Here is a 24,556-nt window from a genome sequence, read left to right as displayed (position 1 = left end):
ATCCTGCTATTGTCGCAAACACTGCTACGCTTGTGACCCTCGACACGGCCAGCGGCCAGGATGATCGCACCAGCGAACGATCCAATCTAAAGTTGCCCCAGACGATAAGAAGCGCCATGAAATCCCAAACCACAGCTTTCATCGCGATCGGCTCGAACATCGAGCCGGAGCGCCATATCGAGCAGAGCCTCGTGCGACTGAATGCGCTCCCAGGCACGCGGGTCGAGCGCAGTTCTTCATGGTATCGAACCAAGGCCTGGGGTATCGAGGAGCAGCCGGATTTCGTCAACCTCGTGGTCGAATTGAGCACGCAACTGAGCCCCAGCGCCCTGCTGAACGAGACGCAAGGGATCGAGTCCGACCTCGGCCGCGTGCGTCATCTGAGGAATGGCCCGAGAACCATCGATCTGGATATTCTGATCTTCGGCGATAGGGTGATCGAGGAAGCCGATCTGCGCATTCCGCATCCTGGGCTTGCGCAACGGGACTTCATGTTGATCCCACTGATCGAGATCGCCCCGGACACCCTGCACCCGGTCCAGGGATGCAAGGTGAGCGCGCTGACCGACGAGGTCGTCTATCGCCAGATACTGGGATCGATCAGGACCGGGGGTAGAGCTCCGGAAGCGGACCTTCGCCCTCTTCATCCATGAGCGCGCCAGCCCGATCGAGCAGCGGGCCAAGACGACTCCAAACGGCGCTCCCATCCCAGCTCGAACCGGGCGGCGCATAGATGGCGCGATCGATCTCGGTCAGCACATCGAGCGCGCCCTCGTCGTCGAGCCGTAGCGCGAGCGCATTCAATCCGTTCGGCGACTCATCGCCCCACATCGCCTGCCCCCAGAGTATGAGCGCCTGACGCGCCGCGCGCGGGTCATTGTCGAGACAGGCCTTCTCGATCCGACGCCGAGCGGCGGAGCGATCGAGACCGCGCAGCCCACCGATGCTCGGACTCAACTTGGCGGAATCCCGAACGGAGTCCCGCCTGGTGCGCCGTTCGCGCAGCCACCAGACCAGGGTTACGAGCCAGGCGAGACCAAAACCTCCGGCCAACCAGGCCCAGATTCCAGCCCCCATCCCCGAGCCAGACGGCTGCGTCGGAACCGGAACCATCGCTGCTGGAGACTGGGCCTCGGGCGGAGCGGTGGTCGGCTCGGACGTCTGAGACCTGCTGGCCGACGGCGGTTGCACATCTGGCGCCGGGCTGGGAGCCGGCCCGCCGGCGACCTCGACCGTGCGCGCTGGAACCACGGCCACGCGCGGCAGGTCGGCCTTGGTATCCCACCAGGGCAGACGGATCTCGGGTAGGGTCAGAGTACCAGCACGGGTCGGCACGATGGCGGTCTTGAAGGTCTTGACGGCGGTCGGCGCCGCCGTCCCTGCCAAATCCTCGCTCTTGGGCTGGTCGGGATAGACCTGAGCGCCCTCCAGGGTTCCAGTATCCAGATTGGGCAACTGGGCCGAGGTGGCGCCCTCGACCGTCAAGGTCAGGGTGCGCGTCACCGGCTCGCCGACCTTGAAGACCGGCGGATTCGGCGTCCATTCGTCGGCGATCTGCACCGAGGTCGCAGGCAACCAGGTGGAGCCCGACTCCGCAGGCTGGGGGCGCACCTGGAGCGTCACGTCGTCCGCCCGCTCGATGATCCGACGGGTCGGCTGACCGAACCCGGCGATATTGGGGAAGCCCTGAAACATGCTTCCGCCGAAGGCCTCGTCCAGATCGGCGAACGGATCGCGCCGCGCACTGCGACTTGTATCGGGCACCATGGCCTCCAATCGCGGCGAGGCGATGGTCAGGGTTCCGCTCTGTAGCGGCGTAACCCGGTAGCGGCGTTCGATCACCCGATAGAGCACGCCGTCGACGTATTCGTCGTAGCTGCGGTCGTCGCCGACCCGTTGGATGGTGGCACCCTCGACGCTCGGATCGGACAGCGCGGCGCGTTGCGGTGGCTGACGGAAATAGATCTTGATCCGATAATCGACCATCTGCTGAACATAGGGCGTGCGTTCGCTCACCTCTTCCTTGAGGAACAGCGGTTTGTCTCCCGCGCTCGCGGTCGCCGTCGAGCCCGACACCACCTCGACCGTAAGCGGCTGACTCTGGCGTTGCCCCAGGGCGAGCGACGGGATCCGCAGCACGCCCGAATGCTTGGGCGCCAGCTCGATCGTCCACTCACGCGTGCTCGATATCCGGCCGTTGACGATACTGGTCGTCTTGCTCTGTCCACGGCTCAGGATGTCGAAATCGCCACTCAGGGGCGAAAGATCCGGCTCGCCCTGGGCATCGCCCTCGGCCACCAGTTGCAGACTGAGGGTCTCGTTGGCATTGATCCGCGTGCGATCGACCCGCGCCGTCAGATCGGCGGCCTGAACGGCCAGCCCGATCGACAGCAGCAGCACGCCTAACGCCGCGCGCAAAAGCGGTGTGTTCAGCATCAGGGTAAACGCCCCTCTCGACGAAGATGTTGTAACAAGAAACGCTGGCGCAACAATCCGGCCGGATCGTCTGGAACGCTGCGCAGTTGAGCCTCCATCGCCTGCTGACGCTCGCGCTCGGCGGGCGTCAGATCATCCAGACCAGACCCTGACTTGGCCGCGTCCTGCTCGGACTCCGGGTCGGATTGCGCCGCATGCAATCGGCGCTGGAGTGCTGAATTCGCGTCCGAGGCTTGATCCGAATCGCCCGACTCATCCGACGACGCACCCAGCGCGCCCTGAGAGAAATCCTCGGCGCCAGGCTTGGATCCAGCAGGCCGATCGAAACCCTGAGACTGGGCGCCATCCGCCGCGTTCTCGCCATCCGATCCAGATTGCCCCGCTTCGGCCTGTTGCGACGGACCGGACTGCTCGCCCGCATTCGGAGGTTGTGGAGCCTGCCCCGGAGTCTTGGACGGCTCCTGGGTCTGTGCCTGACTCCCAGCCTGTCCGTCACTCCCGTCCCGAGCCTGATGCTGGCCAGCATTCTGGTCCGATCCAGACTCGCCCGAGTCGGACTGATTCGATTGCGACTGGTCTTGCGCGTCTTCGCCCCCCTGGCCTCCAGAAGAGCCGGAATCCTGTTTGGACTCGCCCTTCTGCGACTGATCCTTCTGCGGCTGGTCTTGCTTCTGCTGAGAATCCTGCTGGCTCGAATCCTGATCTTGGCGCTGTTTCAGGAGCTGCTTGACCAGTTCGAGATTATGCTTGGCGTCGGCGTGATCCGGGTTCTGTTTTAGCGCGCGCTCGTAGGACTTCATCGCCTCGTCGAGCCGGCCGAGCCGCGCCAGCGCATTGCCCCGATTGTAATCCGCCTCGGGACCTTGCAGACCGGTCAGCGATTCCAGCGACTGATCGTAGTGCCCAGCACGATAGTGCGCCGCCGCGCGCCAGGACGGGTCGGAGAAACGCTCCGCCGCACCAGCGGCGTCACCCGCATCGAGCCTGTGCGCAGCCTGCTGATCCGGGCGCGACCAGAGATCCGACCAGCCGAAGGCGTAGCTCGACTGTGGCGGCAGGAAACAGACGAGCATCACCGCCGGCAACAGCCAACCGCGACGGAAGGCCAGCGCCGCCAACGGCAAGACGAGCAGCAGCAGCCAAGGCCCCTCCTCGCGCCAACGGTCGGCAAGCAGATCGGTCTTCTCCACCGTCGCGTTCAAGGCGGGCGTAGAGTCGATGAGTGCCGCCGTATCCCCTTCACCAACCTTGGCAACCAGGAAGCGTCCGGCACCGGTACGCGCCAGCTCCTTCAACCGCTGAGCATCGAGCTTCGCCATGCGGATCCGCCCGTCGGACGCCTTGAGAAAACCACCCTGAGGATCCGGCACCGGCGCGCCCTTGGCGGTGCCGACCGCAAGCACGGACAGATGACGACCCTTGGCCGCCTGAGCGCGCGCCTGCTCCAGCGCGCCGGCCATCGACCCCACGTCATCCGTCACCAAGATGAGCGTTCCGCCGTTCGACTTGGCGCGATCGAGCATCTCGCCCGCCAGCTTCAGGGCCAGATCGGTCCGGCGCGGTCCAGGCACCGGAATCAGGTCCGTAGTCAACTGGGGCACCTGAGCGGCGATGGTCCGCGCATCCGTCGTCAGAGGGGACACCACGAAGGGCTCGGGGCCGAAGGCGATCAGACCCACCTGCCCCTCCTTGCTCGCCTTGAGCAGATCCTGGATCTCAAAGCGCGCCCGAGCCAGACGCGAGGGCGCAAGGTCGGCCGCGTTCATCGTCGTCGACAGGTCCAGCAAGATGATCCGCTGCGCGGAGGTGGTGAAGACCGGCTGAGGCAGTCGCTCCCAGACCGGGCCGGCGAGCGCGAGCACCACCAGGGCGCTGGCGAGCATGAACAAGAGCAGCGGCAGCCGCCGTCCCGCACCCGACGTCGCGCCGACCAGGAGGTGCGGCAACAGATGGGCGTCGACCAGACCTCTCCAGACCGAGTCGCCGGATCGGCGGCGCCAGGCCACAACGGCGATCAGCAGGATCGGCACCAAGGCCAGGAGCCAGACGGGTCGCAATAGATGAATGTCGGGCATCAGGATCGATGACCTCCCTAGAAATCAGACACGACGAACGGCCGCGTTCAGCGCCAGCCCGGTCGCCAGCATGAGGGCAAGCGCCGCCGGCCAGACGAAGAGCGCGCGCTGAGGCCGATAGGTCCGCTCGTCTCGCTGGTTGGGTTCGAGCCGGTCGAGTTCGGCATAGATGGACTCCAACTGCTCGCGATTGGTCGCGGCAAAGAAGCGGCCTCCGCCAATCTTGGCGATCTCCTTGAGCGTGCTCGGATCGAAGTCCGATCCTTGGCGCACCAGGCGCATACCGAAGGGCGTGCGGATGCCGACATCGCCACCGCCGATGCCGATGGTGTAGATGCGTACCCCAGCCTGGGCGGCCAGCTTCGCCGCCGCGATCGGGTCGAGCGCACCCGCCGTGTTCTCGCCGTCAGTGAGCAGAATCAGCACGCGATTGCCCTCGGGCTGATCGCGCAGACGCTTCACCGCCAGCGCGATGGCATCCCCGATCGCCGTCTCGCGACCCGCCAATCCGACCACGGCCTCGCGCAGCATGGTGGCGACCGTCTCGGCGTCGAAGGTCATGGGCGTCTGCAGATAGGCCTGGGAACCGAAGAGGATGAGCCCGAGCCGATCCTCGGCCCGACGCTCGATGAAGCGCGAGGCCACCGCCTGGACCGCCGCCAGTCGCGAAACGGCGTGCCCATTCAGCTCATAGTCGTCCTGCTCCATGCTGCCCGAGATGTCGACCGCCAACATCAGGTCGCGCCCGGCGATCGGCAGACCGATCGGATCGCCGACCCACTGCGGCCGCGCCGCCGCCAGCACCAGAAAGACCCAGGCGAATGCGGCGACAGCAACCCGCCAGCGCGACATCCGGCCAGGCCGGTGCGCCGTCTCCAGGGCGAGCCGACGATAGAAGGGCAGACGCAATGCGGCGCCCGCCTCCTCGGTCGCGCGCGGCAGAAATCGCGCCAGCAGAGGCAGCGGCAGTGCTGCAAGCACCCAGGGCCAGTCCAGTTGAATCATGACGCCGCCTCCGCGTTGGCGCGAATCCAGCGCTCGGCGACCTGAATCAGCGCATCCGAATCGGTCTTCTCCAAGCCCCGGCCGCGAAACGAGACCTCGACCAGGGCACGCCCCGGTCCATCGCCGAATCCGCCTTCACCGCCCGTGGTGTCGAGAAAACCCAGCCAGTCGCGCCCACTGAGCCCGGCGACCCGCTCACGCGGGAAACGCGCCAGTGCCACACGCCGAAGCAGACGCGATAGCTCGGCGACGAAACGACGCTCGTCGCCGTCACGCTCCAGGTTCGCGCGCAGCTCGGCCAGTTGCGCCAGGGCCGCGCGCGGCATGGCGCGACCTCGCCGCCAGCGCCTCCACCCGATCGAGACGACCGCAAGCACCGCAACCAGCAGAACGAGCAAGGCCCACCAACCGGGCGCGGGCGGCCACCAGCTCACCGGATCGGGCAGATGCCAGTCGCTCAGACCGGCCAATGGATCGGCATTCATCTCCGCCCCCCTGTGGATCCAGCCACTCGACCGGCCCCCAACGCCAGCGCCAATGCCGGACCGACCGAATCCTCGGTCGTGAGCGAGACGAGATGGACCCGCTCACGTCGTGCCAATCGTTCCAAACGATCGCGCTGCTGGGCGAAATAGTCCTCGTAGGCGCGTCGTGCGGCAGCGCCAGTCAGATCCAACATGCCGCGCTCATGCTCGGTCCACACCGGATAGCGGCCGGGGGGCGGCACGCTCGACTCGATCGGATCCTGAACCTGGACCAGGATGAGCTCGCTGCCAGCGGTGATCTGGGATGCCCAACCGCCACCCTCGGCCGAAAGCTCGGCGAAGTCGCTGACGACGACCACCAGGCTGCCTGGACGCACCAGTCGCACCAGTTGCCCGGCGGCCAATTCGATCGATGCATGGCCGCCACCACTCCCGACACCAGTCGAGACGCAGGGCGTTGCGGCGAGGCGGTCGAGCAGCGGCAGCAGCGCAGTGCCACGTGCGGCCGGGCGGCGCTCCAGATGGCTCGATTCGTCGAACACCAGACCACCGATCCGGTCGCCGCGATCGGACGCGGCCCAGCCGAGCAATGCGGCGACCTGGGCGGCGATCACCGACTTGAAGGCGACGCGGGTGCCAAAACGCATGCTCGGCCCCTGGTCGACCAGCAACCACACGGGACGCTCGCGCTCCTCGCGAAAAAGCTTCACATGAGGGACGCCGGCACGTGCCGTCACACGCCAGTCCATGTTGCGCGGATCGTCTCCGGGCTGATAGCGGCGCGACTCGTCGAACTCCATCCCGCGTCCGCGAAAGCGCGAGAGATGGCCGCCGCTACGGGTGGCGAGCACCCGGCCACGTGGGGCCAGATCCAAACGCCGGGCCTGACCACGCAGCGCGATCAGCTCTTGGAGTCCGATACGGATCCCGCGCGGCGCGAACTCGCCACCGGAACGATTGCTGCTGAAGAGACTCATCAGACGCGATCGATCAAGGGGCCGGGACCCGCGCCAGGAGCGCGGTGATGAAGGCATCCGGGGTGTGACCGGCCGCCTCCGCCTCGTAGGACAGCAATACGCGGTGACGCAGCACATCGGGCGCCAGCGTCTGCACGTCCTCGGGCGACACATAGTCGCGCCCGCTCAGCCAGGCCAACGCCCGCGAGCAGCGATCGAGCGCAATGGTGGCGCGCGGACTGGCACCGAAGCGCAGCCAACCGTCGAGATCCTGCGCATAGGCACCCGGATTGCGGGTCGCCATCACCAGATGGACCAGATAGTCCTCGACCTCCGGCGCCATATAGAGCCCCAGAATGGCCTGGCGCGCCGCGAAGACGTCGGACTGCGAGACCTCGATCCGGGGCGTTTCGGGCGGCTCGCCACGCGCCTCATCCCGGGTCAGATGCAGGATGGCACGCTCGGTCGCGAGATCGGGATAGTCGACCCGCACATGCAGCAAGAACCGATCGAGCTGCGCCTCGGGCAAGGGATAGGTCCCCTCCTGTTCGATCGGGTTCTGGGTCGCCATCACCAGGAAGAGCGGCGGCAAGGCATAGGTCTCGCGCCCCACGGTGACCTGACGCTCGCCCATCGCCTCAAGCAAGGCAGACTGCACCTTGGCCGGCGCGCGGTTGACCTCGTCCGCCAGCAGCAGGTTGTGGAAAATGGGGCCGCGATCGAAACGGAAACTGCCGTCGTTTGGACGGTAGATCTCGGTCCCGGTCAGGTCGGCCGGCAGCAGATCCGGGGTGAATTGGATGCGGTGAAAATCGCCCTCCAACCCCAGCGCCAACTGCTTGACGGCGGTCGTCTTGGCCAGACCGGGCGCGCCTTCCACCAGGAGGTGCCCGTCGGCCAGCAGCGCGATCAGCAGGCGATCAACCAGCGCGCGCTGGCCGAGGATGTTGCGCCCGATCTGCTCGCGTAGCGCGGAAAAGGTTTCAGCCAACCCGCTCGCCCCGGTCTGTTTCCGCAGCGAGGGATTCGGCTGCGTCGTCTGTGTCTCGTCCAAGGTCAAGTCGATCTCCGTTGTACCAAAAGAGCTATCAGCCTCCAGCAACCGGCCGCCAGCCTTGCGGCGGCAGGGCCTTCCAGTCTCGCTGAAGGCTGACGACTGGAAGCCGATGACTGCTCGTCTATTGCCGATTTCGAACTCGACGCCTTCGGCCGTCGGCTGGGAATACAGTTCCAGATTCGGCGGCGGATTTCCGTTAAATCTTGTTAATCGTGAGGACTTGGCCAAACGCGCAGGAGGTGTTCGAGCAGGTCGTCCGGACGCTCCAGCAAACGATCAGGCCCTGCCGAGGCGAGTCCCTCGGGCGCGGTGTAGCCCCATGAGACGGCGACGAATCCGGCGCCGATATCACGCGCGGCATCCAGGTCGCGCAGCTCATCGCCGACATAGATCAGATCGGCGGGCTGGATTCCCTCGCGCCGGATCAGGCCACGCAAGGCCCGCGCCTTGCTGAAGAGTCCGGTGCCGCCGATGACGCAATCGAACTGATTCAGACCATAACGGGCGACATAGTCGCGCAGGCTGGATTCGGCGTTGGAAGAGAGCAACCCGAGCCGGTAGCCACGTCGATCAAGCTCGCGGAGAAGTTCGGGTATGCCCTCGACCGGGGGCGTCTCCATCAGCTCGGCGCGCATGGCGGCACGCATGCGTCTGGCGAGTTGGGGAACCCGATACAGGGGCACGCCGAGGATGCGGATCACGTCGCGGACATGCATCCCGCGCATCTCCTGAAGCTGCTCCCGAGTCAGGTCGCCGCAGCCAAAGGCGGGGCCGACCGACTGCAGGGCATTGAAGGCGGCATCGAAGCTATAGACCAGGGTTCCATCGAAATCGAAACAAATCTGAGGCAAGGCAAAACTCTAAGACAGGGGCCGGGTGGACACAGCGCCCGCCCGACCGAAGAGACATAACGATCCTATGGACCGACCTGGACCAGGATTTCCGAACCGCTCGGCAACACCTCGACCGCCGCGCCGGACTGGATGAGCTGCTCGGTCTCCATCACCTCCATCACGGCATCCAGCACCTCCGAATCCTTCTGAGCGATGGCGTTCAGCGCATCGCCGACGATCGCTGGCCGCGCCGCAGCGGCCTCGGCCATTTTCTGCGAGACCTTGAAGGCGGTCTGACTCTTGATGAGGCCGACCCGGTTCTCGCCGTCCTGCTTCATGGCGCTGGTCACCTGCACCAAACGCTTGACCACCTTTTCGGTGATGTTATCGACCATCTGGCGATCGGTGAAGGCGACCTTGCGGATATAGACCGACCCGAGCTTGTAACCCCATTGCTCGGACAGAGGCGAGACCGTCGCCCGCACCCGGCGGCTGAGCTGATGGCGATCCTCCAGCATCTTGTCCATCTCCAGGTTGCTCAGGGTCGAAATGGTCGAGCTGGCCACGTTGGCCTGAAGCGAGGACTCGGGATTGGCGTTGCGGAACAGATAGGAGACCGGATCGCTCACCTGCATCTCGTACCAGATGCCTACGCCCATGGGCGTGCCCTCCTCCGAGTTGACCATCTGGTCGCGCAGATAATGCTGACGCAGGGTGGTCGGAACGCGATACAGCTTGCCGAAGAAGGGCACCAACAGCGCCTTGACTCCGAAATGGGCGAGCGGAAAACGCAGCCCCGGCTCGTCCAGGGTACCGATGACCTTGCCGAACAGGGTGAAGACCTGCGCCTCGCGCTCGACGACGACCGCGTACAGACCCAGGATGCGCGCGATGGCGAGCAGCAAAGGGATATAGATGACGCCGAGCACGAAGGCGATGACCACACCGATCGAGCTGTCCAGATCGAGAAACATGATGACCTCCGGGCGCCTGGGATCAGCGGAACGCCGATGTGGTTTGAACGATGCGTGCGGCCTTGCCGAGCAACGGCACGCGCAGGTTGCGCACATAGGCTCTCAGGGCATCCGGCCCGCCGCTGGTCTTGATCCGCAGCAGGGTCTCGGCCAGCTCCTTGAGCGGCGCCACCTCGGCCTGGGCGTTGTTGCGCGCGATCTCCACCGCGCGCGTGCTCATGGTGATCTGCTGTTCGGCATCGGCCCGCGCGGTACTGATGTCGGCCGCGACCTGATTGCGGGTGGTATTGATGGCCGAAAGCGCCCGATCCACCTCGGGCGGCGGATCGATCTGGGTGATGAGCGCCGCGTCCAGTTCGATCCCGTAGCGCGCCCAGGTCGAGCGGCATTGCTGCTCCATGTAGTCGTTCAGCAGCGGCAGATTCTTGCGCAGATCGTTGATGGAGACACCCTCGGACAATTCGGGGGCGCTGCCCGCATCCGAGGTCTCCTGATCGGCGACCAGGCTCGCCCCCTTGGGGTCGACGAAGTTGGCGATACGCTCGCGCAGCACCGAGATGAAATAGCCCATGACGTGCTCAAGCGGACTGTCCACGCCAAAGAAATAGGCATAGAGGTTTTTCTCCGAAACCCGGAAGCGGATCTGGCCACCCACCCCTGTGGTCAGGTTGTCCTTGGTCACGGCCTCGACGGTCGTCTGCGTCTTGGTCGGATCCCAGGTCAGATCGATCGCCTGGGTGACGACCCGGACCTTATGGACCTCCTGCCAGGGCCATTTGAAATAGGGTCCGCCGGGACTGACGGTGCGCAGACGCGGAAAGCGGTAGCGCTCCTGCTCCTCCGCGTTCAGCGAATCGTCCTGGACCATGACCTTGCCAAGTCGCTGGGCGCGACCGAAGGAGGTGATGATGGCGCGCTCGTCCGGTTTGACGGTGTAGAAGGCGCGGATGAAGACCTTGTAGACGAGATAGAACGCCAGGCCGAAGAGAAAAGCGGTCACATACATGAGACCTCCTGGTGCAATGGGCGGAAAGGCAGTCGTATGGTACAGCCTGGGCGCGCCTCCCGCCGATCGCATCGGACCGCCATGCCGGGACGCCCAGGCTCGCGGTCAGTCGCCCTTGAACCCGGCGGCGGCGTGGCTTCCATCGCAGAAGGGCTTGTTCTTGGAGGCCCCGCAGCGACACAGAAAGACGTTCTCGCCCTGCCAGGCGACACGCCCGGAGCCCGCCTGGATCGTCAGCTTGCCCTCGACCTGCACCGGACCGTCCTTGATGGGACGCACCACCACCGGACCTCCGGTCGACGGCAGTCCGCGTCCACGGTCGCCGACCGCGCCGCTGTCCTTGAAACCGGCACCCTCGTGACTGCCGTCGCAGAAGGGTTTGTTCTTGGAGGCCCCGCAGCGACAGATGGCCGCGCGCGTGCGCACACCGGGCATATCATCGGGGGCGCCCTCGATCTGGAGATCGCCCGTCAGATAGTAGGGACCATCGCTGGCGATCATCAGCCGGTTCTCGGCTGGCGGGGATTCGGGTTCGCCAGACGTGTCGCGATAGGTCAGCGCGCCGCTCGGACAGCGCTCGATCACCTCGCGCACCTCCGCCTTGGTCGTAGTGTCCGGAAGGCACCAGGGCTCGCGCCCGCCGACGAAAAGGTCGCCCTTCGCCTTGCCGCACTCGCCGACATGGATGCAGAGCCGACCGTCCCAGCGGACATCGATCTCTTCGCCCGGAAAATCGACACAGGTCTGTTCGTCACTCATGGTTCTGTCCTCTTGGCATGATGCAAAGATAAGAGCAGTCGAACCGCAAAGGACGAGACATTTGCGGTTCCAATTGGCCCGTTCTGGATAATCGCTGCTCGAAGGGTTCGGGCCATCAGCTTGGGGCGGATCGAGCAGAATCCACGACGGTCGCCCCCCCTCCGCAATTGAACTTCCGAGAGCCCGACCCATCCCATGGGTCATATGCATCGCCAGTCGTATCGGCACTTCAAGACGCCCCATCGACATACACGACGCCGCCGACGGGGCGCTCTCGGACCGGCTCCACCCCGATCCAGGACACCGCTAACCCACTGGAGATGAGGCTATGCGATCACAGACAATCCGCTCGTCACGCCCACTGTTCGACGGCGCCCCCTCCGTGCACCACATCGAGATCGACGAACCGCTCGACTGGCTCAAACAGGGGGTCGCCACCTTCGCCCGCGCCCCTGGACACAGCATGCTCTACGGCGCCCTCTTCGCCCTCGCCTGCTGGGGCTCGATCGGACTCACCCGGTCCATGCCCTGGTTCGCCCTCGCCTTCCTCACCGGGCTCATGCTGCTCGGACCCTTTCTGGCAGCCGGGCTCTACGTGGCCGCGCGCCAGCAGGAGTCGGGGCAGTCCGTGAGCATTCGCGACAGCCTGAGTCTGCTGTGGATCAGACGTACCAACCTGAGTCTCTTCGTGCTCTTTCTGGGGCTGATCGCCGCCGCCTGGGTCAGACTTTCCGCCCTGCTGTTCGCGATCCAATTCGACGCCCTATCGCCCAGCGTCGACAGCTATCTGGGCATGTTTTCGGGCCACTTCGATCCCTTGATCGCCGCATTCTTCCTCGGCATCGGTCTCCTGCTCGCCATCACCGTCTTCGCCACCAGCGCCCTCGCCATCCCCATGATCCTGGATCGGGACGTCGGCCCGGTAACCGCCATCAACACCAGCCTGCGCGCCTTCGCCATCAACTGGCCAGGCATGCTGGTCTGGGCGGCGAGCATCGTCACACTGAGCGGAATCGGCATCCTGACCGGGTTCATCGGCATGATCGCCCTCTTCCCGCTGCTCGGCTATGCCACCTGGCACAGCTATCGACGCATGGTGGCCTAACCAGGCGATCCCCGTTCTTTTGAATAGAAATCCAAGGCGTTCTCCCAAAGGACCGATCTGGCCCCCTCATCGCCGAGCGCATCGATGACCAGCGAGACGTCCCCGTCCGAGAAGGAACGCGGTGCCCGCGTCGAGGGAAGATCGGTCCCGAACATGAGCGCCCTCGGATTGGCGCTGTGGATCGCGCGCAACGCGTCTCCAACATCGAAATCGACCCGGCCGAAGCCGCTCGCCTTGACCCGCACGCCATGCTCGACGAGGCGCAGAAGACGCGGCAACCCTCGCTTGGACAGACCCAGATGATCGATACTCACTGCGGAAAGACGTCGCAGAAGCGGCTCCAGATCGGACAGATCACCAGTATCCGCATAGACTTCGCTATGCCATCCGACCAGATCGTCGACACGACGCGCCAGCGACTCGACCGTCCGAAGGGACATCGAGCCGCCGCGTCTCAGGTTGAAACGCACGCCCCGGATACCCCGGACATCAAGACGCTTGATCGCCCGCTCGGAGACACTCGCCGGAAGCTGGGTGACGCCGACGAATCCCGGACCGAGCCGTTCCAGCGCAGCGAGCAGATAGCCCTGATCTAACCGTTGAAACGAACCGGACACGACAGCTCCGCCAACCACACCCAGGGACGCGACACGATCCAAATAGTCGCCGACTCCGAAAGGCTCGGGCAGAAATCCCGCATTGGGCCACAGCGGAAAATTCGGATCGATGATATGGAAATGCGCGTCGAAGATCTTTCGCATGACCGACCTCCACACAGATCTAATGAGGACATGATGAACAGCGAACGCCCACCTTTCTCTCACACCCAACCGCGCAATAGGTTACATGCAGCACTGTCGCTCGCGACCTTGGCCCTCGGCCTCTTCAGCTCCACGGGGATCGCAATGGATCAGGAACGCCGTATCGAGGACTCGGATCAGCAGGCGCTGGCCGTCACCATCTACAACCAGGATTTGGCCCTGATCAAGGACCAGCGGCATGTCGATTTGGCACAAGGCGAGAACCGGCTCGCCTGGCGCCAGGTCTCCGCTCAAATTCGCCCCGAGACTGCCCTACTGACCTCGGTCTCGGAGGACGTGGGCCTGACCCTGCTGGAACAGAATTTCGACTACGACCTGCTCACGCCTCAGAGCTTGCTGAAGAAATATGTCGGACGGAAGATCGAGGTCGTGCGCACCAACGACGCGGGCGAGCGCACCACCGAGTCGGCCACCCTGCTCGCATTCAACGACGGACCCGTGCTGCGCTACGCCGATCGCATCGAGACGCAGGTCGTGGGTCACCTCGCCTTTCCCGATGTTCCGGACGATCTGCGCGACGAACCCACGCTGGTGCTGCACCTGATGGCTTCCAAGGCGGGCGAGCGGGATCTGCAGCTCTCCTATCTGACCTCGGGCCTGTCCTGGGAGGCGGACTATGTCGCCGATCTGAGTCAGGACGAGCGCACCATGGATTTGAGCGGTTGGGTCACGCTCACCAACGCCAGCGGCATCGCCCTCCGCCAGGCGCAGGTCCAGCTGGTGGCTGGCGAGATCAATCAGGTCCGCAACGAATCCCAGATGCCATTGATGCGCGGAAAGATGGCGATGGCAGCGTCGGCGCCCATGCCCGAGGAAGAGGCGCTCGCCGAATATCATCTCTATACCCTGCCCCGACAGACCGACATCCTGAACCAACAGACCAAGCAGGTCGCGCTGCTCAGCGCCAGCCAGGTACCCGTGACCAAGGAGCTGGTCGTTCGCGGCCAACCCTATGCCTATCAGTCGGAGAGTGGAGACGGCTGGACCAAGCTCGCGGTGGATTCCTTGCTCACATTCGTCAACCGCGATGGCTCGCTCGGCATTCCGCTGCCCAAGGGCGTGATTCGGGTCTACACCAAGGACAGCCAGGGAAATGCCCAGTTCATCGGCGAGGACGAGATCGACCACACCCCGAAGAACGAGACCGTGGCGCTCAAGCTGGGCGAGAGCTTCGATGTCACCGCGCGTCGCAAACAGACCGCCTTCAAGAAGCTATCCGGATCTTCGGCCTATAACTACGCCTATGAGGCAAGCTTCGAGATGGAGCTCAAGAACGCCAAGCCGGCGCCAGTCACGGTTCGGGTCGTCGAAAGCCTGCCGGGCGATTGGGACATCCTCAAGGAAAGCCAGCCCCATACCAAGGAGGCGTCCAACCTGGCCTCTTGGGCGGTCGAGATTCCCGCCGACGGCAGCACGACGCTCAGCTGGCGAACCCAGGTCCGATTCTGATCCGCGACACCGCGACCAGAACCGCTCCAGGGGACGATCAGGCCCGCTCCACGGGAAAGGTGAGCACCTGATCCAGGTGATCGGCCTGGGCCGCGATCATCAGCAGTCGATCGAGGCCCAGCGCCACACCGGAGCAGTCCGGCATGCCGGACGCAAGCGCCGCGAGGAAGGCGTCGTCGACCGGAGGCTCGGGCAGACCCAGGTCGCGTCGAACCGCAAGGTCGTCCATGAAGCGCCGATGCTGTTCGTCGGCATCGGTCAGCTCGTGAAACCCGTTGGCCAGCTCGATGCCCTCGATATAGAGCTCGAATCGCTCACCGGCCGGAAAGGGACCCGGCCGGACCCGGGCCAGTGCCGCCTGCGAGGACGGATAGTCGTAAAGGAAGGTCATACCGCCACGACCGAGCCCGGATTCGAGCCGATGGGTCAGGAGCAGATCGAGCCAGCCATCGCGATCGAGTTCCAAATGGTCCGCATCCGCCACCCCGACATCGGCCGCCGCGTGGCGCAGCCTATCGAGAGTCGCCGACCAGGGATCCAGATCCAATTGCCGCATGAAGAGATCCCGGTACCGAATCCGCTCGTCCGGCATGTCGGGACGCCGCAGGATCCCTCGCACCAGATCCGCAACCTCGTCCATGAGACGCCGGTGATCCCAACCCGGCCGATACCATTCCAGAAGGGTGAACTCGGGGTGATGGCGGCGGCCGCGCTCACCGTCGCGGAAAACCTTGCAGATCTGGTAGATGGGCCCCGAACCTGCGGCGACCAGACGCTTCATCGCGAACTCGGGGGAGGTGTTCAAATAAAGCGCCTGGGCTCCACCTGGACCCTCGATAGAGGTCCTCAGGCTGGCGAGCGCCGGATCCGTCACCGCAGCGCGCGAGAGGATGGGAGTCTCGACCTCCATCACGCCGGCGGCGGCGAAGAAGGCGCGAACCCGACCCAGCAGGTCGGCCCGCGCCCGAATCCTCTCCAGCGATGCGCTCGGCCGCCAGTCGGCGCCCTCGAACACGCGGAGAGGATCTGGAAATTCTGTCGGATGCCCGCCCCCGTTCGAGGCAGTCGTCATGCGTCCTTGGCGCGCGACACGTACTCACCGGTGCGGGTGTCGACCTTGATGAGTTCGCCAGTCTGAACGAAGAGCGGAACGCGAACCACGGCGCCGGTTTCGAGGGTTGCCGGCTTGCCGCCGCCACCGGAGGTATCGCCTTTGAGGCCCGGATCCGTCTCGGTGATCTCGAGCACCACGAAATTGGGCGGCTCGACGGAGAGCGGAACGCCGTTCCAGAGGGTGACCTTGCAGATGTCGTTATCCTTGATCCACTTCGCAGCCTCGCCGACGGCAGGCGCGTTGGCAGTCATCTGCTCGAAGGTCTCCTGGTGCATGAAGTGCCATTCTTCGCCGTCGTTGTAGAGATACTGCATGTCCGTATCATGCACATCCGCCGCCTCGACAGTGTCGCCCGACTTGAAGGTCTTTTCGACCGTGCGGCCGGTCTTCAGATTGCGCACGCGCACGCGGTTGAATGCCTGCCCCTTGCCGGGCTTGACGAACTCGTTCTCGACGATGGTGTACGGATCCCCGTCCAGCATGATCTTGAGTCCGCCCTTGAATTCATTGGTGCTATAGAAAGCCATGTCATCCTCAATGTCTGTGAAGCTAAACCGGAGAATGTTATCCCAAACCATAGCGACTTGTCAGAGCGAGACCTGGCAGTCGGCGCTGGCCAATGCGTTCACCAAGCTCGACACCCTGCTGGACAGTCTCGGGCTGGACAGGCATGACATCGAGGACCTGGATCCAAGCCCGGACGGTTTCAGGCTTCTGGTGCCTCGCGGCTTCGCCGGACTGATGCGGCATGGCGACCCGATGGATCCCTTGCTGCGCCAGGTGCTACCGCTGCGAATCGAGCGAAACAGGGTCGAGGGCTTCGTCGCCGACCCGGTCGGAGACGGCTCGGCGGACCGGGGAAACGGCCTACTCCAAAAATACCGTGGACGGGCGCTGCTGATGGCGACCGGCGCCTGCGCCATCCATTGCCGTTACTGTTTCCGCCGCCATTTTCCCTACGCCTCGCTGCCCGCACGCGGGACAGGTCACCAAGCGGCCATCGCGCAGATCGCCGAGGACGCCTCTCTGAGCGAGGTCATCCTCAGTGGCGGCGACCCGCTCATGCTCGATGACGGCCCGTTGCGGCGGCTGCTGTCGCCGCTGGACACCATTCCACATCTGCGGCGCCTACGGATCCATACCCGACTCCCGATCGTGCTTCCAGAACGCATCACCGAGGAACTCTGCCGGATGCTGACGGGGCTGGGCCTGCAAACGATCATGGTCATCCACGCCAACCATCCGCATGAACTGGGCCCCCAAGCCGAACGCGCGCTTCGACGGCTGACTCGGGCGGGTGTGACGCTGCTGAACCAAAGCGTCCTCTTGAAGGACATCAACGACGACCCGGAGGTGCTGGAAAGGTTGAGCGAACGACTCTTCGAAAACGGGGTTCTCCCCTATTACGTCCACCAACTGGATCGCGTGGAGGGGGCCGCGCATTTTTCGGTAACGGACGAAGAGGCGAAACGACTCATGGATTGTCTTCGCCAGCGCTTGCCCGGATATTTGGTTCCACGCCTGGTTCGGGAGATCCCCGGAGAGGGTTCAAAAACACCCATTGACTGAGAACCGAAATCGATAGAACAACGCGCCGCCTCAATTGAGGAAACGCCCAAACGCGTTGCCTTTCGACTCCAGTCGTCGCATCCTAGAACGCATACGAGGTTCGAGACCTCCCTCGCCCAGCCCAGAAACCAGCATGTCACCGCACACTCAAACAGCGAACCTGCTTCTCATCACCACAGAAACCAGCGAGTCAGAAAGACTTTTAGGAGGACTGCGCGAAGAGGGTTTGGCGTCGAAAAGCGTCAGCATCCCAAATGCGGACCGACTCGCCGAGACAATCGCGCAGCGTGGCTGCGACATCATCATCTGTTTCGCCAGCGACCGCGACCTCGACCTGGATGCAGTGCTGACGGCCTACCGCAAGCTGAGCGCGGACGTCCCGTTCATTCTGGTCACCGATGGCGACACCGACGCGGGTCTCACGATCAAGGCACGCCGCGCCGGCGTGCGCGATCTCGTCGAGAGCGGCGACAGCGAACGTCTCAAGCTCGCGGTTGCACGCGAACGCTCCGACCTGTTCCGGCGGCGCGAGGCGGACACCCTGAACGGACGTATGAAGGACTGCGAGCAACGCGCGCTCGAAATCATTGAGGTCACGAGCGCAGGGGTCGCCTTCATCCAAGACGGCCTGCACGTAGAAACGAATCCGGCCTATTTGAGCCTCTTTGGTTTCGAGACCAAGGATGACGTGCTGGCGACGCCCTTCCTGGATCTGGTCGAACCCGACGCGCAAAAACGGGTTCGAGACATCCTGCGCGGGAACAATTCCCAAACGACATCGACTCCGATCGAACTCGATCTCGTTTGCCATCGGACCGATGGCAGCCCTTTCGGCGCCCACTTGCTAGCGGCGCCCTCCGAATTCGACGCCGAACCCTGCCTGCGCTTGATCCTCCAAACAAACGCCCCTGCGCCAACCTCCAATGCCAACACCCAAGCCCAGGGAACCGGCAACGAGCTCGGTCTCATCCGCTTCCTTGCCGAGATCGAAGCCCATATCGGCAACGAACGTCTCGTCGACAGAGACTTCGCCATTTTCTATATCCGCATCAAGAACAGCGCCGACCTCCTCCGAGATCTTGGCCTGACTCATGCGCTCGAGCTCTTCGAGGAGTTCGGCAAGGCGCTTGAAGAGGTCGTCGCCGGAACGGGGTTCCTCGCGCGACTCGGAGACGACGGTTTCGGACTGATCGTGGATGATCTAGGGGCATTCGAGGCCAAATCCCTGGCGGAGCGCATCACCAGCCAGGCGCGCCTGCCCGGCCAGCGCCGCGCGACGAACGACGCCTCCGCAGATTGCGAGATCGGCTACTTCCTGGTGAGCGACCGCGCGGCGGCGGCCGAGGACATCGTCAACGCCGCCCACCGACTCTGCATCGGTCACGATTTCACCGAACGGGATCACGTGCCCGGACAGCCGCCGCCGACCTCGCTCGCCGCGCGGGTCAAGCAAGAGGTCGAGGACGAGGACGGCGACGTCAGCATCGCGCGCAAGATCGAATACGCGCTGCACAACGATCAGCTCAAGCTGGTCTATCAGCCGATCATCAGCCTGATGGGCGATAATCAGGAAAACTACAGCGTTCTGGTACGGTTGCTGGACGAGGAAGAAAACCTGCTCGAAGCCAAGGATTTCATCGGCCCCGCCATCCGCAGTGGACTGATCGAGGAGGTGGACAAGTGGACGATCCGCTCGTCGATCCGGGTCATCGGCGAGCAGCGCAAGGCCGGACACAATCTCAGCCTTTTCGTCAATCTCTCCGAGGATACCTTCAGGAACCCGAGCATCGTTCTCTGGATCTGCGACTGTCTGCGCGAATTCGACGTCCGAGGCAATTGGCTCACCTTCCAGTTCCAGGAGGAACTGGTGGTCGGCAACCTGGCCAGCCTCAGCAAACTGGTCGAGACACTGAAGAAGATCAAATGCCGCGTGGCGATCAACCGATTCGGGGTCAGCGAACGGCCGGAACTGATCCTACAGGGGCTCTCGCTCGATTTCGTCCTGTTGAAACCGAGCTTCGCCCAGGGACTCGCCGACGACGCCGACAAGCAGCAGCGGCTCCTGCAGCTCGCCACCCTGGCCAAGGAATTCAACGTCAAGAGCATCGTCACCGGGGTCGAGGACGCCCGCGCCCTCACCGTACTCTGGACGGCCGGTGTCGATTACGTGCAGGGCAATTTCCTCCAGCGCCCCTCCCCGACACTCGAAGTTCAGGCCTGATCGACAGCCCCGGAATCAACGTCCCATTGGGGGATAGAAAAAGCTCTCCGCCTGGAGGCTTTTCACCTGGGGCTTCTGCTTCGGCAAACCGGTTCGGCGCTTTGCCATCTCCTCCAGATGGCTCTTGAGCAGCGAGTTGTTCGGCGCGTTCAACCGACTCATCAGACGCGTCGGCATCTCGTAGCTCGGCTGCTTCGTACCAGACGACTCCAGCGGCCCCGGCCAAGCGTAATCACCAGCGATTCCCTGGCCCGTCGGCGCAAACCCAATCGTCGCCGGCCGTGTCGGAGCACCCGGACCCACCGTTGCAAAAACAGTCGCTAGAGGCATTCCCAGCAGCGTCTCCGCCCGCTTGGAATAGAGGGAGACGCCCTTCGTCCTCAGATACCGCGTCAGCACCTGACGGGTGTAGACCTGGGTTTCCGGAAACGCGACGACGCCACCTCCTTGCTCCATCGCGCCCTCACCCGCGTTGTAGGCCATGACCGCGTGGCCCAGGCTGCCGTATTTCTCGATCAGACGCTTCAGATGGCGTATCCCGACGTCCAGATTGGTCTCGACGTCGAAGAGCGCATTAGGCGAGGCCACACCATAATCGCCGGCCGTTTCAGACATCACCTGCATCAGTCCAATGGCCCCGGCCAACGACACGGCATGGGGATCATAGGCCGACTCGACAGCGACGAGCGCCTGCAGCAACAGCGGATCCAGGCGATAGCGCGCGGCATAGCGATCCATGGTCGCCCTGATGCTCGAGCGCGACGGAACGGGGCCACCCTCGGGCGGCTTGGGCAATTCACGAGCGACGGGGTTCTCCGGCTGCGCCGACGTCGCGTCGGACGTCGTCGGCGCGCTGACATCAGGCTGGACGACGGACACCGCCGCCTCACCCTGTCCACCATCCTGCTCCACCACATCCGCCGCCTTGCACACCGCAAGATGCGAACTCAGGGCGAACAGGAGTGCGAAACCCAAACTCGGCGCAAAAGCGCCGAGAGGCCGCGCGCGTCTCACGCCCAACCAAGGCCCTGCGCCGAAACCTGGAAGAGCGTGGAAATCGCTGGTGACACTGGTTTTCATGACTCCCCCTAACGGTCGTGCAAACGCATCTGGAACGGCGACTCAAGACGAGCAGCCAACTCAAGGGCGGGCAACACAGAGCCCCCCATTGACCGATCAAACAACCCAGGCCGAGTTTGTTAAACTGCGGCCTCGGCCCAGGCGGGTCGATCTTCGCGCAGATAAGGCACCATGCCTCTATGGACGTCAATCACCCCCTGGGAATTCGAAGATGTACGAATCTTTTTTTGGACTCGACGAAAAACCATTTTCGCTCCTCCCGGACCCCAGTTTCTTCTATCTGAGCAAGATCCATCAAGAGGCGTTGACACTCGTCGAATACGGGCTCTATAACCAATCCGGATTCACCGTACTGACCGGCGAAGTCGGATCTGGCAAGACGACCCTGATGCGTTATCTGCTCGGTCAGCTCGATGACGAATTGACCGTCGGGCTCATATCGAACACCCATCAATCGCTCGGACAGATCATGGACTGGGTCTGCGCCGCATTCGAACTCGATGCGCCGAGCGGCAAAAAACTCGATCAGCACCAAGCCTTCGTCGATTTCCTGCTCAGACAATACGCAAAGGGCAAGAAGACCCTGCTCATCATCGACGAGGCGCAGAATCTCGGTCTCGAAAGGCTCGAAGAGATCCGTCTCCTATCCAATATCAACGCCGACAAGGATCTGGTCCTACAGCTCCTGCTGCTCGGCCAACCCCAGCTCAGACAACAGCTCAGAAAACCCGAGCTGGAGCAGTTCATTCAGCGTGTTTCGGCGTCCTATCATCTCGGCCGACTCTCATCCGAAGAGACCTTTCATTACATCCGGCATAGACTCCGCGTCGTCGGCGGCAGCAAGGAGATATTCACCCCCGACGCCTGCCATGCCGCCTTTCATTACAGCAAGGGCATCCCGCGCATCATCAACCTGATCTGCGAGACCGCGCTCGTACTCTCGTATGGCATGGGAGAACGGGTCGTCACCGGCAAGGCGATCGACGATTTCGTCCGATCGGAGGCCTCGCACCTGCTCTTCGCCGTCGACTCGGATGAGCGCGTCCCTTTGACCGAGGAGGCCGTCCAGCGCTTCATGGAGGCCGTCGGCTACACCCAAGAGGAGCCTCCCCCGCTATTGGAGGAGTCGGCACCCGAGGCAACCGGCGAGCACAATGAAACAGAGATCGAACCCGCCTCGACCGAATCGCAACCCCACGACCGTAGCTATGTCACCGCAACGGATGCCCCACAGGAGCCTGCGATCGGCAACGCGCATTCCCCCGAACGACCCACAGACGCTCCCCCTTCGCCAGAGCCAGAGCCAGAGCCAGAGCCAGAGCCAGAGCCAGAGCACGAAGCCACACATCCAGTTCCAAACACGCGGCAGCCACTCAAGGCTCACGGACTGGTGATACAAAGCGTCGCAAACCGCGAGGCCGAGGACATCATTCCTCCGATCCGCCTCACCGAGGAGGATCTACCTCAGACGGATTTTACCGCCACCCAGCAGCGACTCGAATCCATACAGGTTCCCAAGCGTCAACGAACGAAAGAATTCCTCGCCATCACCCTGGGGCTCGGGCTGGGATTCGTCTTGGCGCTCACCTATGTGTTCTGGGGGCATGAACGCCCCCCAAAATCGGCCGTGACGGCATCCCAAGCAGCACCGACCGAGCAGACTGAGACCAGACAGACGAGCGCTGCCCCAGAGCCCCCGCAAACACCTCCGCCACCCGCTGAAGCCGCAAATCAACCACAATCGGCAGACGCCCCGACGGCGGATGCGACAGACAACCAAGCACCCGTAACAGCCGAGAAAACCGCCGTCACGGCTCAGGCGCCAGAGACCCCGGACACGGCGAACAAGCCCGAGACAGCCCCCTCGACGGAACAGCCAGGCACATCCACGGCCCAGATCCCAGCTGTCGAAGAGACCGCCGACGAGTCCGTGTCGCCCCAAGCTGACAAGAACAACGACCTCGCCGAAGCCGCACAGGAGATCGCCTCCATGGGCCTCTCCCCAGAACGCATCGCACCCGACCGGATTCGGATCAATCTAGCCGACCGGGTTCAGTTCGGACCCGGTAGCGCAGAGCTGGACCAACAGGCGCTGACCCTACTCATACGCCTTGCCGAAATCGCCAAGCAGAACGCCACGCTGGATATCGTCGTCACCGCGCACACGGACAGCAAAGGAAGCCGCGAACTCAATCAGTCGCTCTCCGACAGACGCGCGGCCAAGGTGGCCGATATGTTGATTGCAGCAGGGGTCGCATCGGAGCGCATCAAGGCCGTCGGGAAGGGCGAGGACGAACTCCTCGTCGAACCCGAGGTGGAGCAGACGCGCGGCCCCTTGGTCAACCGCCGAATCGAGATCGACCTGATAGAGACCCGCGCTCCAGAAGCGAAAAACGAGCCGTCGCTATTTCCCGATCAGCGTCTGCGGAAAGACGTAGGTCAGATATAGATGGATCGAGTTGGAGACGGCCGCTTCGTCGCTGAGTTCGTATTTCTGCCAGCGATACCGATAGCTCAGCGCAAGACGCAGCTCCTCGCTCAACTTGAGTTCGAAGCGTGGCGCGACTGAGGCATAATCGCGATCCGAGCTTGAACCGGCATCATCCTCGGAACGATTGCGATAGAAATCGGCGTCGAGCCTGAAATTCCATTTGGGACTCAATGGATAATTGAAGGCGAGCGCGAGGGAAGTCGTATCCAGCAACTCGCCGTTACTGCTCGGAAGCATGGAGCGAGCGGCCGAGAAATTCAGACTACCGACCTCGAATGACTTGTTGAGCTCGAACTGGAACAGCGGGCCGCTACTGTCGCTCTTCAGCACGCCCAACCAAGTCGGAACCTCTGACGAGGTCTGTCTCACGCCGGCATAGGCGCTCGCGGACAGCGTCTCGGAAAGCTGATAGCTCGCCCCCAAGAGCAGCCCCGTACTCTCGGATTTCAGACCGACATCGCTCGCCTCATAGCGATCGAAAGTCGCACGCGCGAACGCCTGAGACCGCTCGCTCAGGGCATAGATGAAGGTGAGGCCCGCCGTCGCGTAGTCGTAATTATAGAGCGGAATGACATCGACATCCTCATAAGCGATGTCCTCGTAACTGAGCGTCATCTCGGCGCTCGCACGCGGCGTCAGCTGATAGGTCCAGGTCGGCTCAATGTAGAAACGCTGCCTGCGCTTGTTGACCTGGACGTACCCGGAGGTCGCCACCTCGCTCGTAAGGGTCGAGTCGTAATCGAACGCCCCGTTGAGCTTGAAGCTGCTGCGACCGAGACGATAGGAGGCCAAGGCGTTCAGCGAACCGTCGGTCTCGTCGAGATCGGACGCCTCGAAATACTGACTCGACGTGAGTCGAGCGCCAAGCTGAATGTCACTGATCTCGGTGCGCCGCCCGGCCTTGACATCGGCCTGGACGTTCGCCACTGAGGTATTCCTCTCGTCGCGGCTGGTGAGACGCACATTATCGTCGTAGTAGGTCTCCAAAATGGCACGCGGCTCGACATACCATTGCTCGGCAACGACGATGGAACTGCCGAGGACCAGGGGAAGACACAAGAGGCCCAGAGGGAACGAAAGGCGAGTCCGTTCTGCCTGCTTATCCACGACCACCATCGAT

The 24,556-nt window shown here is 63.5% G+C and carries 21 protein-coding genes; 6 read left to right on the top strand and 15 right to left on the bottom strand.

What is annotated here, in order from left to right; all coding sequences use genetic code 11:
• The first annotated feature begins 116 nt into the window (after positions 1-116).
• The gene (folK, locus tag ACFSJC_RS03450; RefSeq protein ID WP_386023258.1) at positions 117-653 is read left to right on the top strand and encodes a 2-amino-4-hydroxy-6-hydroxymethyldihydropteridine diphosphokinase; all 537 of its coding nucleotides are present in this window, start codon (positions 117-119) and stop codon (positions 651-653) included.
• Here the strand turns inward: folK and ACFSJC_RS03445 are convergent.
• The 10 genes from ACFSJC_RS03445 to ACFSJC_RS03400 form a co-directional block, all read right to left on the bottom strand.
• Positions 601-2,436, bottom strand: coding sequence for a BatD family protein (locus ACFSJC_RS03445; RefSeq protein ID WP_386023255.1), 1,836 nt, complete (start codon positions 2,434-2,436; stop codon positions 601-603). The genes folK and ACFSJC_RS03445 overlap by 53 nt on opposite strands.
• Positions 2,436-4,511, bottom strand: a complete 2,076-nt coding sequence (locus ACFSJC_RS03440; protein WP_386023252.1) for a VWA domain-containing protein — start codon at positions 4,509-4,511, stop codon at positions 2,436-2,438. The genes ACFSJC_RS03445 and ACFSJC_RS03440 overlap by 1 nt, the downstream gene beginning before the upstream one ends.
• 24 nt (positions 4,512-4,535) lie before the next feature.
• The gene (locus ACFSJC_RS03435) at positions 4,536-5,516 is read right to left on the bottom strand and encodes a VWA domain-containing protein (RefSeq protein WP_386023249.1); all 981 of its coding nucleotides are present in this window, start codon (positions 5,514-5,516) and stop codon (positions 4,536-4,538) included.
• Positions 5,513-6,001 carry a DUF4381 domain-containing protein gene (locus ACFSJC_RS03430; protein WP_386023246.1) on the bottom strand — a complete coding sequence of 163 codons (489 nt, stop codon included), beginning with the start codon at positions 5,999-6,001 and terminating at the stop codon, positions 5,513-5,515. The genes ACFSJC_RS03435 and ACFSJC_RS03430 overlap by 4 nt, the downstream gene beginning before the upstream one ends.
• Entirely contained in the window at positions 5,998-6,978 is a 981-nt protein-coding gene (locus ACFSJC_RS03425; RefSeq protein ID WP_386023244.1) for a DUF58 domain-containing protein, read from the bottom strand. The genes ACFSJC_RS03430 and ACFSJC_RS03425 overlap by 4 nt, the downstream gene beginning before the upstream one ends.
• Before the next feature lie 13 nt (positions 6,979-6,991).
• Positions 6,992-8,017, bottom strand: coding sequence for an AAA family ATPase (locus tag ACFSJC_RS03420; RefSeq protein ID WP_465324674.1), 1,026 nt, complete (start codon positions 8,015-8,017; stop codon positions 6,992-6,994).
• 203 nt (positions 8,018-8,220) lie between these two features.
• Positions 8,221-8,865: an HAD hydrolase-like protein gene (locus tag ACFSJC_RS03415; RefSeq protein WP_386023241.1), complete on the bottom strand. Its 645-nt coding sequence runs from the start codon at positions 8,863-8,865 to the stop codon at positions 8,221-8,223.
• 65 nt (positions 8,866-8,930) lie between these two features.
• Positions 8,931-9,821: an SPFH domain-containing protein gene (locus ACFSJC_RS03410; RefSeq protein ID WP_386023238.1), complete on the bottom strand. Its 891-nt coding sequence runs from the start codon at positions 9,819-9,821 to the stop codon at positions 8,931-8,933.
• A 22-nt stretch (positions 9,822-9,843) separates the two neighbouring features.
• Positions 9,844-10,827: an SPFH domain-containing protein gene (locus ACFSJC_RS03405; protein WP_386023235.1), complete on the bottom strand. Its 984-nt coding sequence runs from the start codon at positions 10,825-10,827 to the stop codon at positions 9,844-9,846.
• Positions 10,828-10,932: 105 nt separating this feature from the next.
• Positions 10,933-11,586, bottom strand: a complete 654-nt coding sequence (locus tag ACFSJC_RS03400) for a CDGSH iron-sulfur domain-containing protein (protein WP_386023232.1) — start codon at positions 11,584-11,586, stop codon at positions 10,933-10,935.
• Positions 11,587-11,914: 328 nt separating this feature from the next.
• Between ACFSJC_RS03400 and ACFSJC_RS03395 the strand changes: the two genes are divergently transcribed.
• A complete protein-coding gene (locus tag ACFSJC_RS03395) occupies positions 11,915-12,691 on the top strand; it encodes a DUF2189 domain-containing protein (protein WP_386023229.1) in 777 nt (258 codons plus the stop codon).
• On the opposite strand, the gene ACFSJC_RS03390 is transcribed toward ACFSJC_RS03395, so the two are convergent.
• Positions 12,688-13,452 (bottom strand): amidohydrolase family protein, encoded by a 765-nt coding sequence (locus ACFSJC_RS03390; protein WP_386023226.1) that lies wholly within the window; start codon positions 13,450-13,452, stop codon positions 12,688-12,690. The genes ACFSJC_RS03395 and ACFSJC_RS03390 overlap by 4 nt on opposite strands.
• 33 nt (positions 13,453-13,485) lie before the next feature.
• Between ACFSJC_RS03390 and ACFSJC_RS03385 the strand changes: the two genes are divergently transcribed.
• Positions 13,486-14,961 carry a DUF4139 domain-containing protein gene (locus tag ACFSJC_RS03385; protein ID WP_386023223.1) on the top strand — a complete coding sequence of 492 codons (1,476 nt, stop codon included), beginning with the start codon at positions 13,486-13,488 and terminating at the stop codon, positions 14,959-14,961.
• Between the two features lie 37 nt (positions 14,962-14,998).
• Here ACFSJC_RS03385 and epmA read toward each other — a convergent pair whose 3' ends face one another.
• Both epmA and efp read right to left on the bottom strand, forming a co-directional pair.
• Positions 14,999-16,033 (bottom strand): EF-P lysine aminoacylase EpmA, encoded by a 1,035-nt coding sequence (gene epmA / locus ACFSJC_RS03380; RefSeq protein ID WP_386023220.1) that lies wholly within the window; start codon positions 16,031-16,033, stop codon positions 14,999-15,001.
• Positions 16,030-16,602: an elongation factor P gene (efp, locus tag ACFSJC_RS03375; RefSeq protein ID WP_386023217.1), complete on the bottom strand. Its 573-nt coding sequence runs from the start codon at positions 16,600-16,602 to the stop codon at positions 16,030-16,032. Before efp ends, epmA begins: the two co-directional genes overlap by 4 nt.
• A gap of 34 nt (positions 16,603-16,636) precedes the next feature.
• Here efp and epmB point away from each other — a divergent pair, with 34 nt between their 5' ends.
• Both epmB and ACFSJC_RS03365 read left to right on the top strand, forming a co-directional pair.
• Complete coding sequence (gene epmB, locus ACFSJC_RS03370) at positions 16,637-17,644, top strand: EF-P beta-lysylation protein EpmB (protein WP_386023215.1); 1,008 nt, start codon at positions 16,637-16,639, stop codon at positions 17,642-17,644.
• A gap of 133 nt (positions 17,645-17,777) precedes the next feature.
• Positions 17,778-19,865 carry an EAL domain-containing response regulator gene (locus ACFSJC_RS03365; RefSeq protein WP_386023212.1) on the top strand — a complete coding sequence of 696 codons (2,088 nt, stop codon included), beginning with the start codon at positions 17,778-17,780 and terminating at the stop codon, positions 19,863-19,865.
• A gap of 15 nt (positions 19,866-19,880) precedes the next feature.
• On the opposite strand, the gene ACFSJC_RS03360 is transcribed toward ACFSJC_RS03365, so the two are convergent.
• Entirely contained in the window at positions 19,881-20,945 is a 1,065-nt protein-coding gene (locus tag ACFSJC_RS03360) for a lytic transglycosylase domain-containing protein (protein ID WP_386023209.1), read from the bottom strand.
• A gap of 211 nt (positions 20,946-21,156) precedes the next feature.
• Between ACFSJC_RS03360 and ACFSJC_RS03355 the strand changes: the two genes are divergently transcribed.
• Positions 21,157-23,394 (top strand): AAA family ATPase, encoded by a 2,238-nt coding sequence (locus ACFSJC_RS03355; RefSeq protein ID WP_386023206.1) that lies wholly within the window; start codon positions 21,157-21,159, stop codon positions 23,392-23,394.
• Here ACFSJC_RS03355 and ACFSJC_RS03350 read toward each other — a convergent pair.
• Positions 23,350-24,543, bottom strand: a complete 1,194-nt coding sequence (locus ACFSJC_RS03350) for a porin family protein (protein ID WP_386023203.1) — start codon at positions 24,541-24,543, stop codon at positions 23,350-23,352. The genes ACFSJC_RS03355 and ACFSJC_RS03350 overlap by 45 nt on opposite strands.
• Positions 24,544-24,556: the final 13 nt, after the last annotated feature.

It is taken from the genome of Thiorhodococcus fuscus (assembly GCF_042682685.1).
GTDB lineage: Bacteria > Pseudomonadota > Gammaproteobacteria > Chromatiales > Chromatiaceae > Imhoffiella > Imhoffiella fuscus.
The sequence above is the reverse complement of the archived record's forward strand: the minus strand, read 5'-3'. Positions and strand labels throughout refer to the sequence as shown.

Bases quoted from the DNA above. Each gene is read 5' to 3' on its own strand.
- ACFSJC_RS03430 (WP_386023246.1), bottom strand. From the start codon at position 6,001: ATGAATGCCGATCCATTGGCCGGTCTGAGCGACTGGCATCTGCCCGAT.
- ACFSJC_RS03410 (WP_386023238.1), bottom strand. From the start codon at position 9,821: ATGTTTCTCGATCTGGACAGCTCGATCGGTGTGGTCATCGCCTTCGTG.
- ACFSJC_RS03440 (WP_386023252.1), bottom strand. From the start codon at position 4,511: ATGCCCGACATTCATCTATTGCGACCCGTCTGGCTCCTGGCCTTGGTG.
- efp (WP_386023217.1), bottom strand. From the start codon at position 16,602: ATGGCTTTCTATAGCACCAATGAATTCAAGGGCGGACTCAAGATCATG.
- ACFSJC_RS03385 (WP_386023223.1), top strand. From the start codon at position 13,486: ATGAACAGCGAACGCCCACCTTTCTCTCACACCCAACCGCGCAATAGG.
- ACFSJC_RS03390 (WP_386023226.1), bottom strand. From the start codon at position 13,452: ATGCGAAAGATCTTCGACGCGCATTTCCATATCATCGATCCGAATTTT.
- ACFSJC_RS03445 (WP_386023255.1), bottom strand. From the start codon at position 2,436: ATGCTGAACACACCGCTTTTGCGCGCGGCGTTAGGCGTGCTGCTGCTG.
- ACFSJC_RS03395 (WP_386023229.1), top strand. From the start codon at position 11,915: ATGCGATCACAGACAATCCGCTCGTCACGCCCACTGTTCGACGGCGCC.
- epmB (WP_386023215.1), top strand. From the start codon at position 16,637: ATGTTATCCCAAACCATAGCGACTTGTCAGAGCGAGACCTGGCAGTCG.
- ACFSJC_RS03360 (WP_386023209.1), bottom strand. From the start codon at position 20,945: ATGAAAACCAGTGTCACCAGCGATTTCCACGCTCTTCCAGGTTTCGGC.
- epmA (WP_386023220.1), bottom strand. From the start codon at position 16,033: ATGACGACTGCCTCGAACGGGGGCGGGCATCCGACAGAATTTCCAGAT.
- ACFSJC_RS03400 (WP_386023232.1), bottom strand. From the start codon at position 11,586: ATGAGTGACGAACAGACCTGTGTCGATTTTCCGGGCGAAGAGATCGAT.
- folK (WP_386023258.1), top strand. From the start codon at position 117: ATGAAATCCCAAACCACAGCTTTCATCGCGATCGGCTCGAACATCGAG.
- ACFSJC_RS03435 (WP_386023249.1), bottom strand. From the start codon at position 5,516: ATGATTCAACTGGACTGGCCCTGGGTGCTTGCAGCACTGCCGCTGCCT.
- ACFSJC_RS03405 (WP_386023235.1), bottom strand. From the start codon at position 10,827: ATGTATGTGACCGCTTTTCTCTTCGGCCTGGCGTTCTATCTCGTCTAC.
- ACFSJC_RS03355 (WP_386023206.1), top strand. From the start codon at position 21,157: ATGTACGAATCTTTTTTTGGACTCGACGAAAAACCATTTTCGCTCCTC.
- ACFSJC_RS03365 (WP_386023212.1), top strand. From the start codon at position 17,778: ATGTCACCGCACACTCAAACAGCGAACCTGCTTCTCATCACCACAGAA.
- ACFSJC_RS03425 (WP_386023244.1), bottom strand. From the start codon at position 6,978: ATGAGTCTCTTCAGCAGCAATCGTTCCGGTGGCGAGTTCGCGCCGCGC.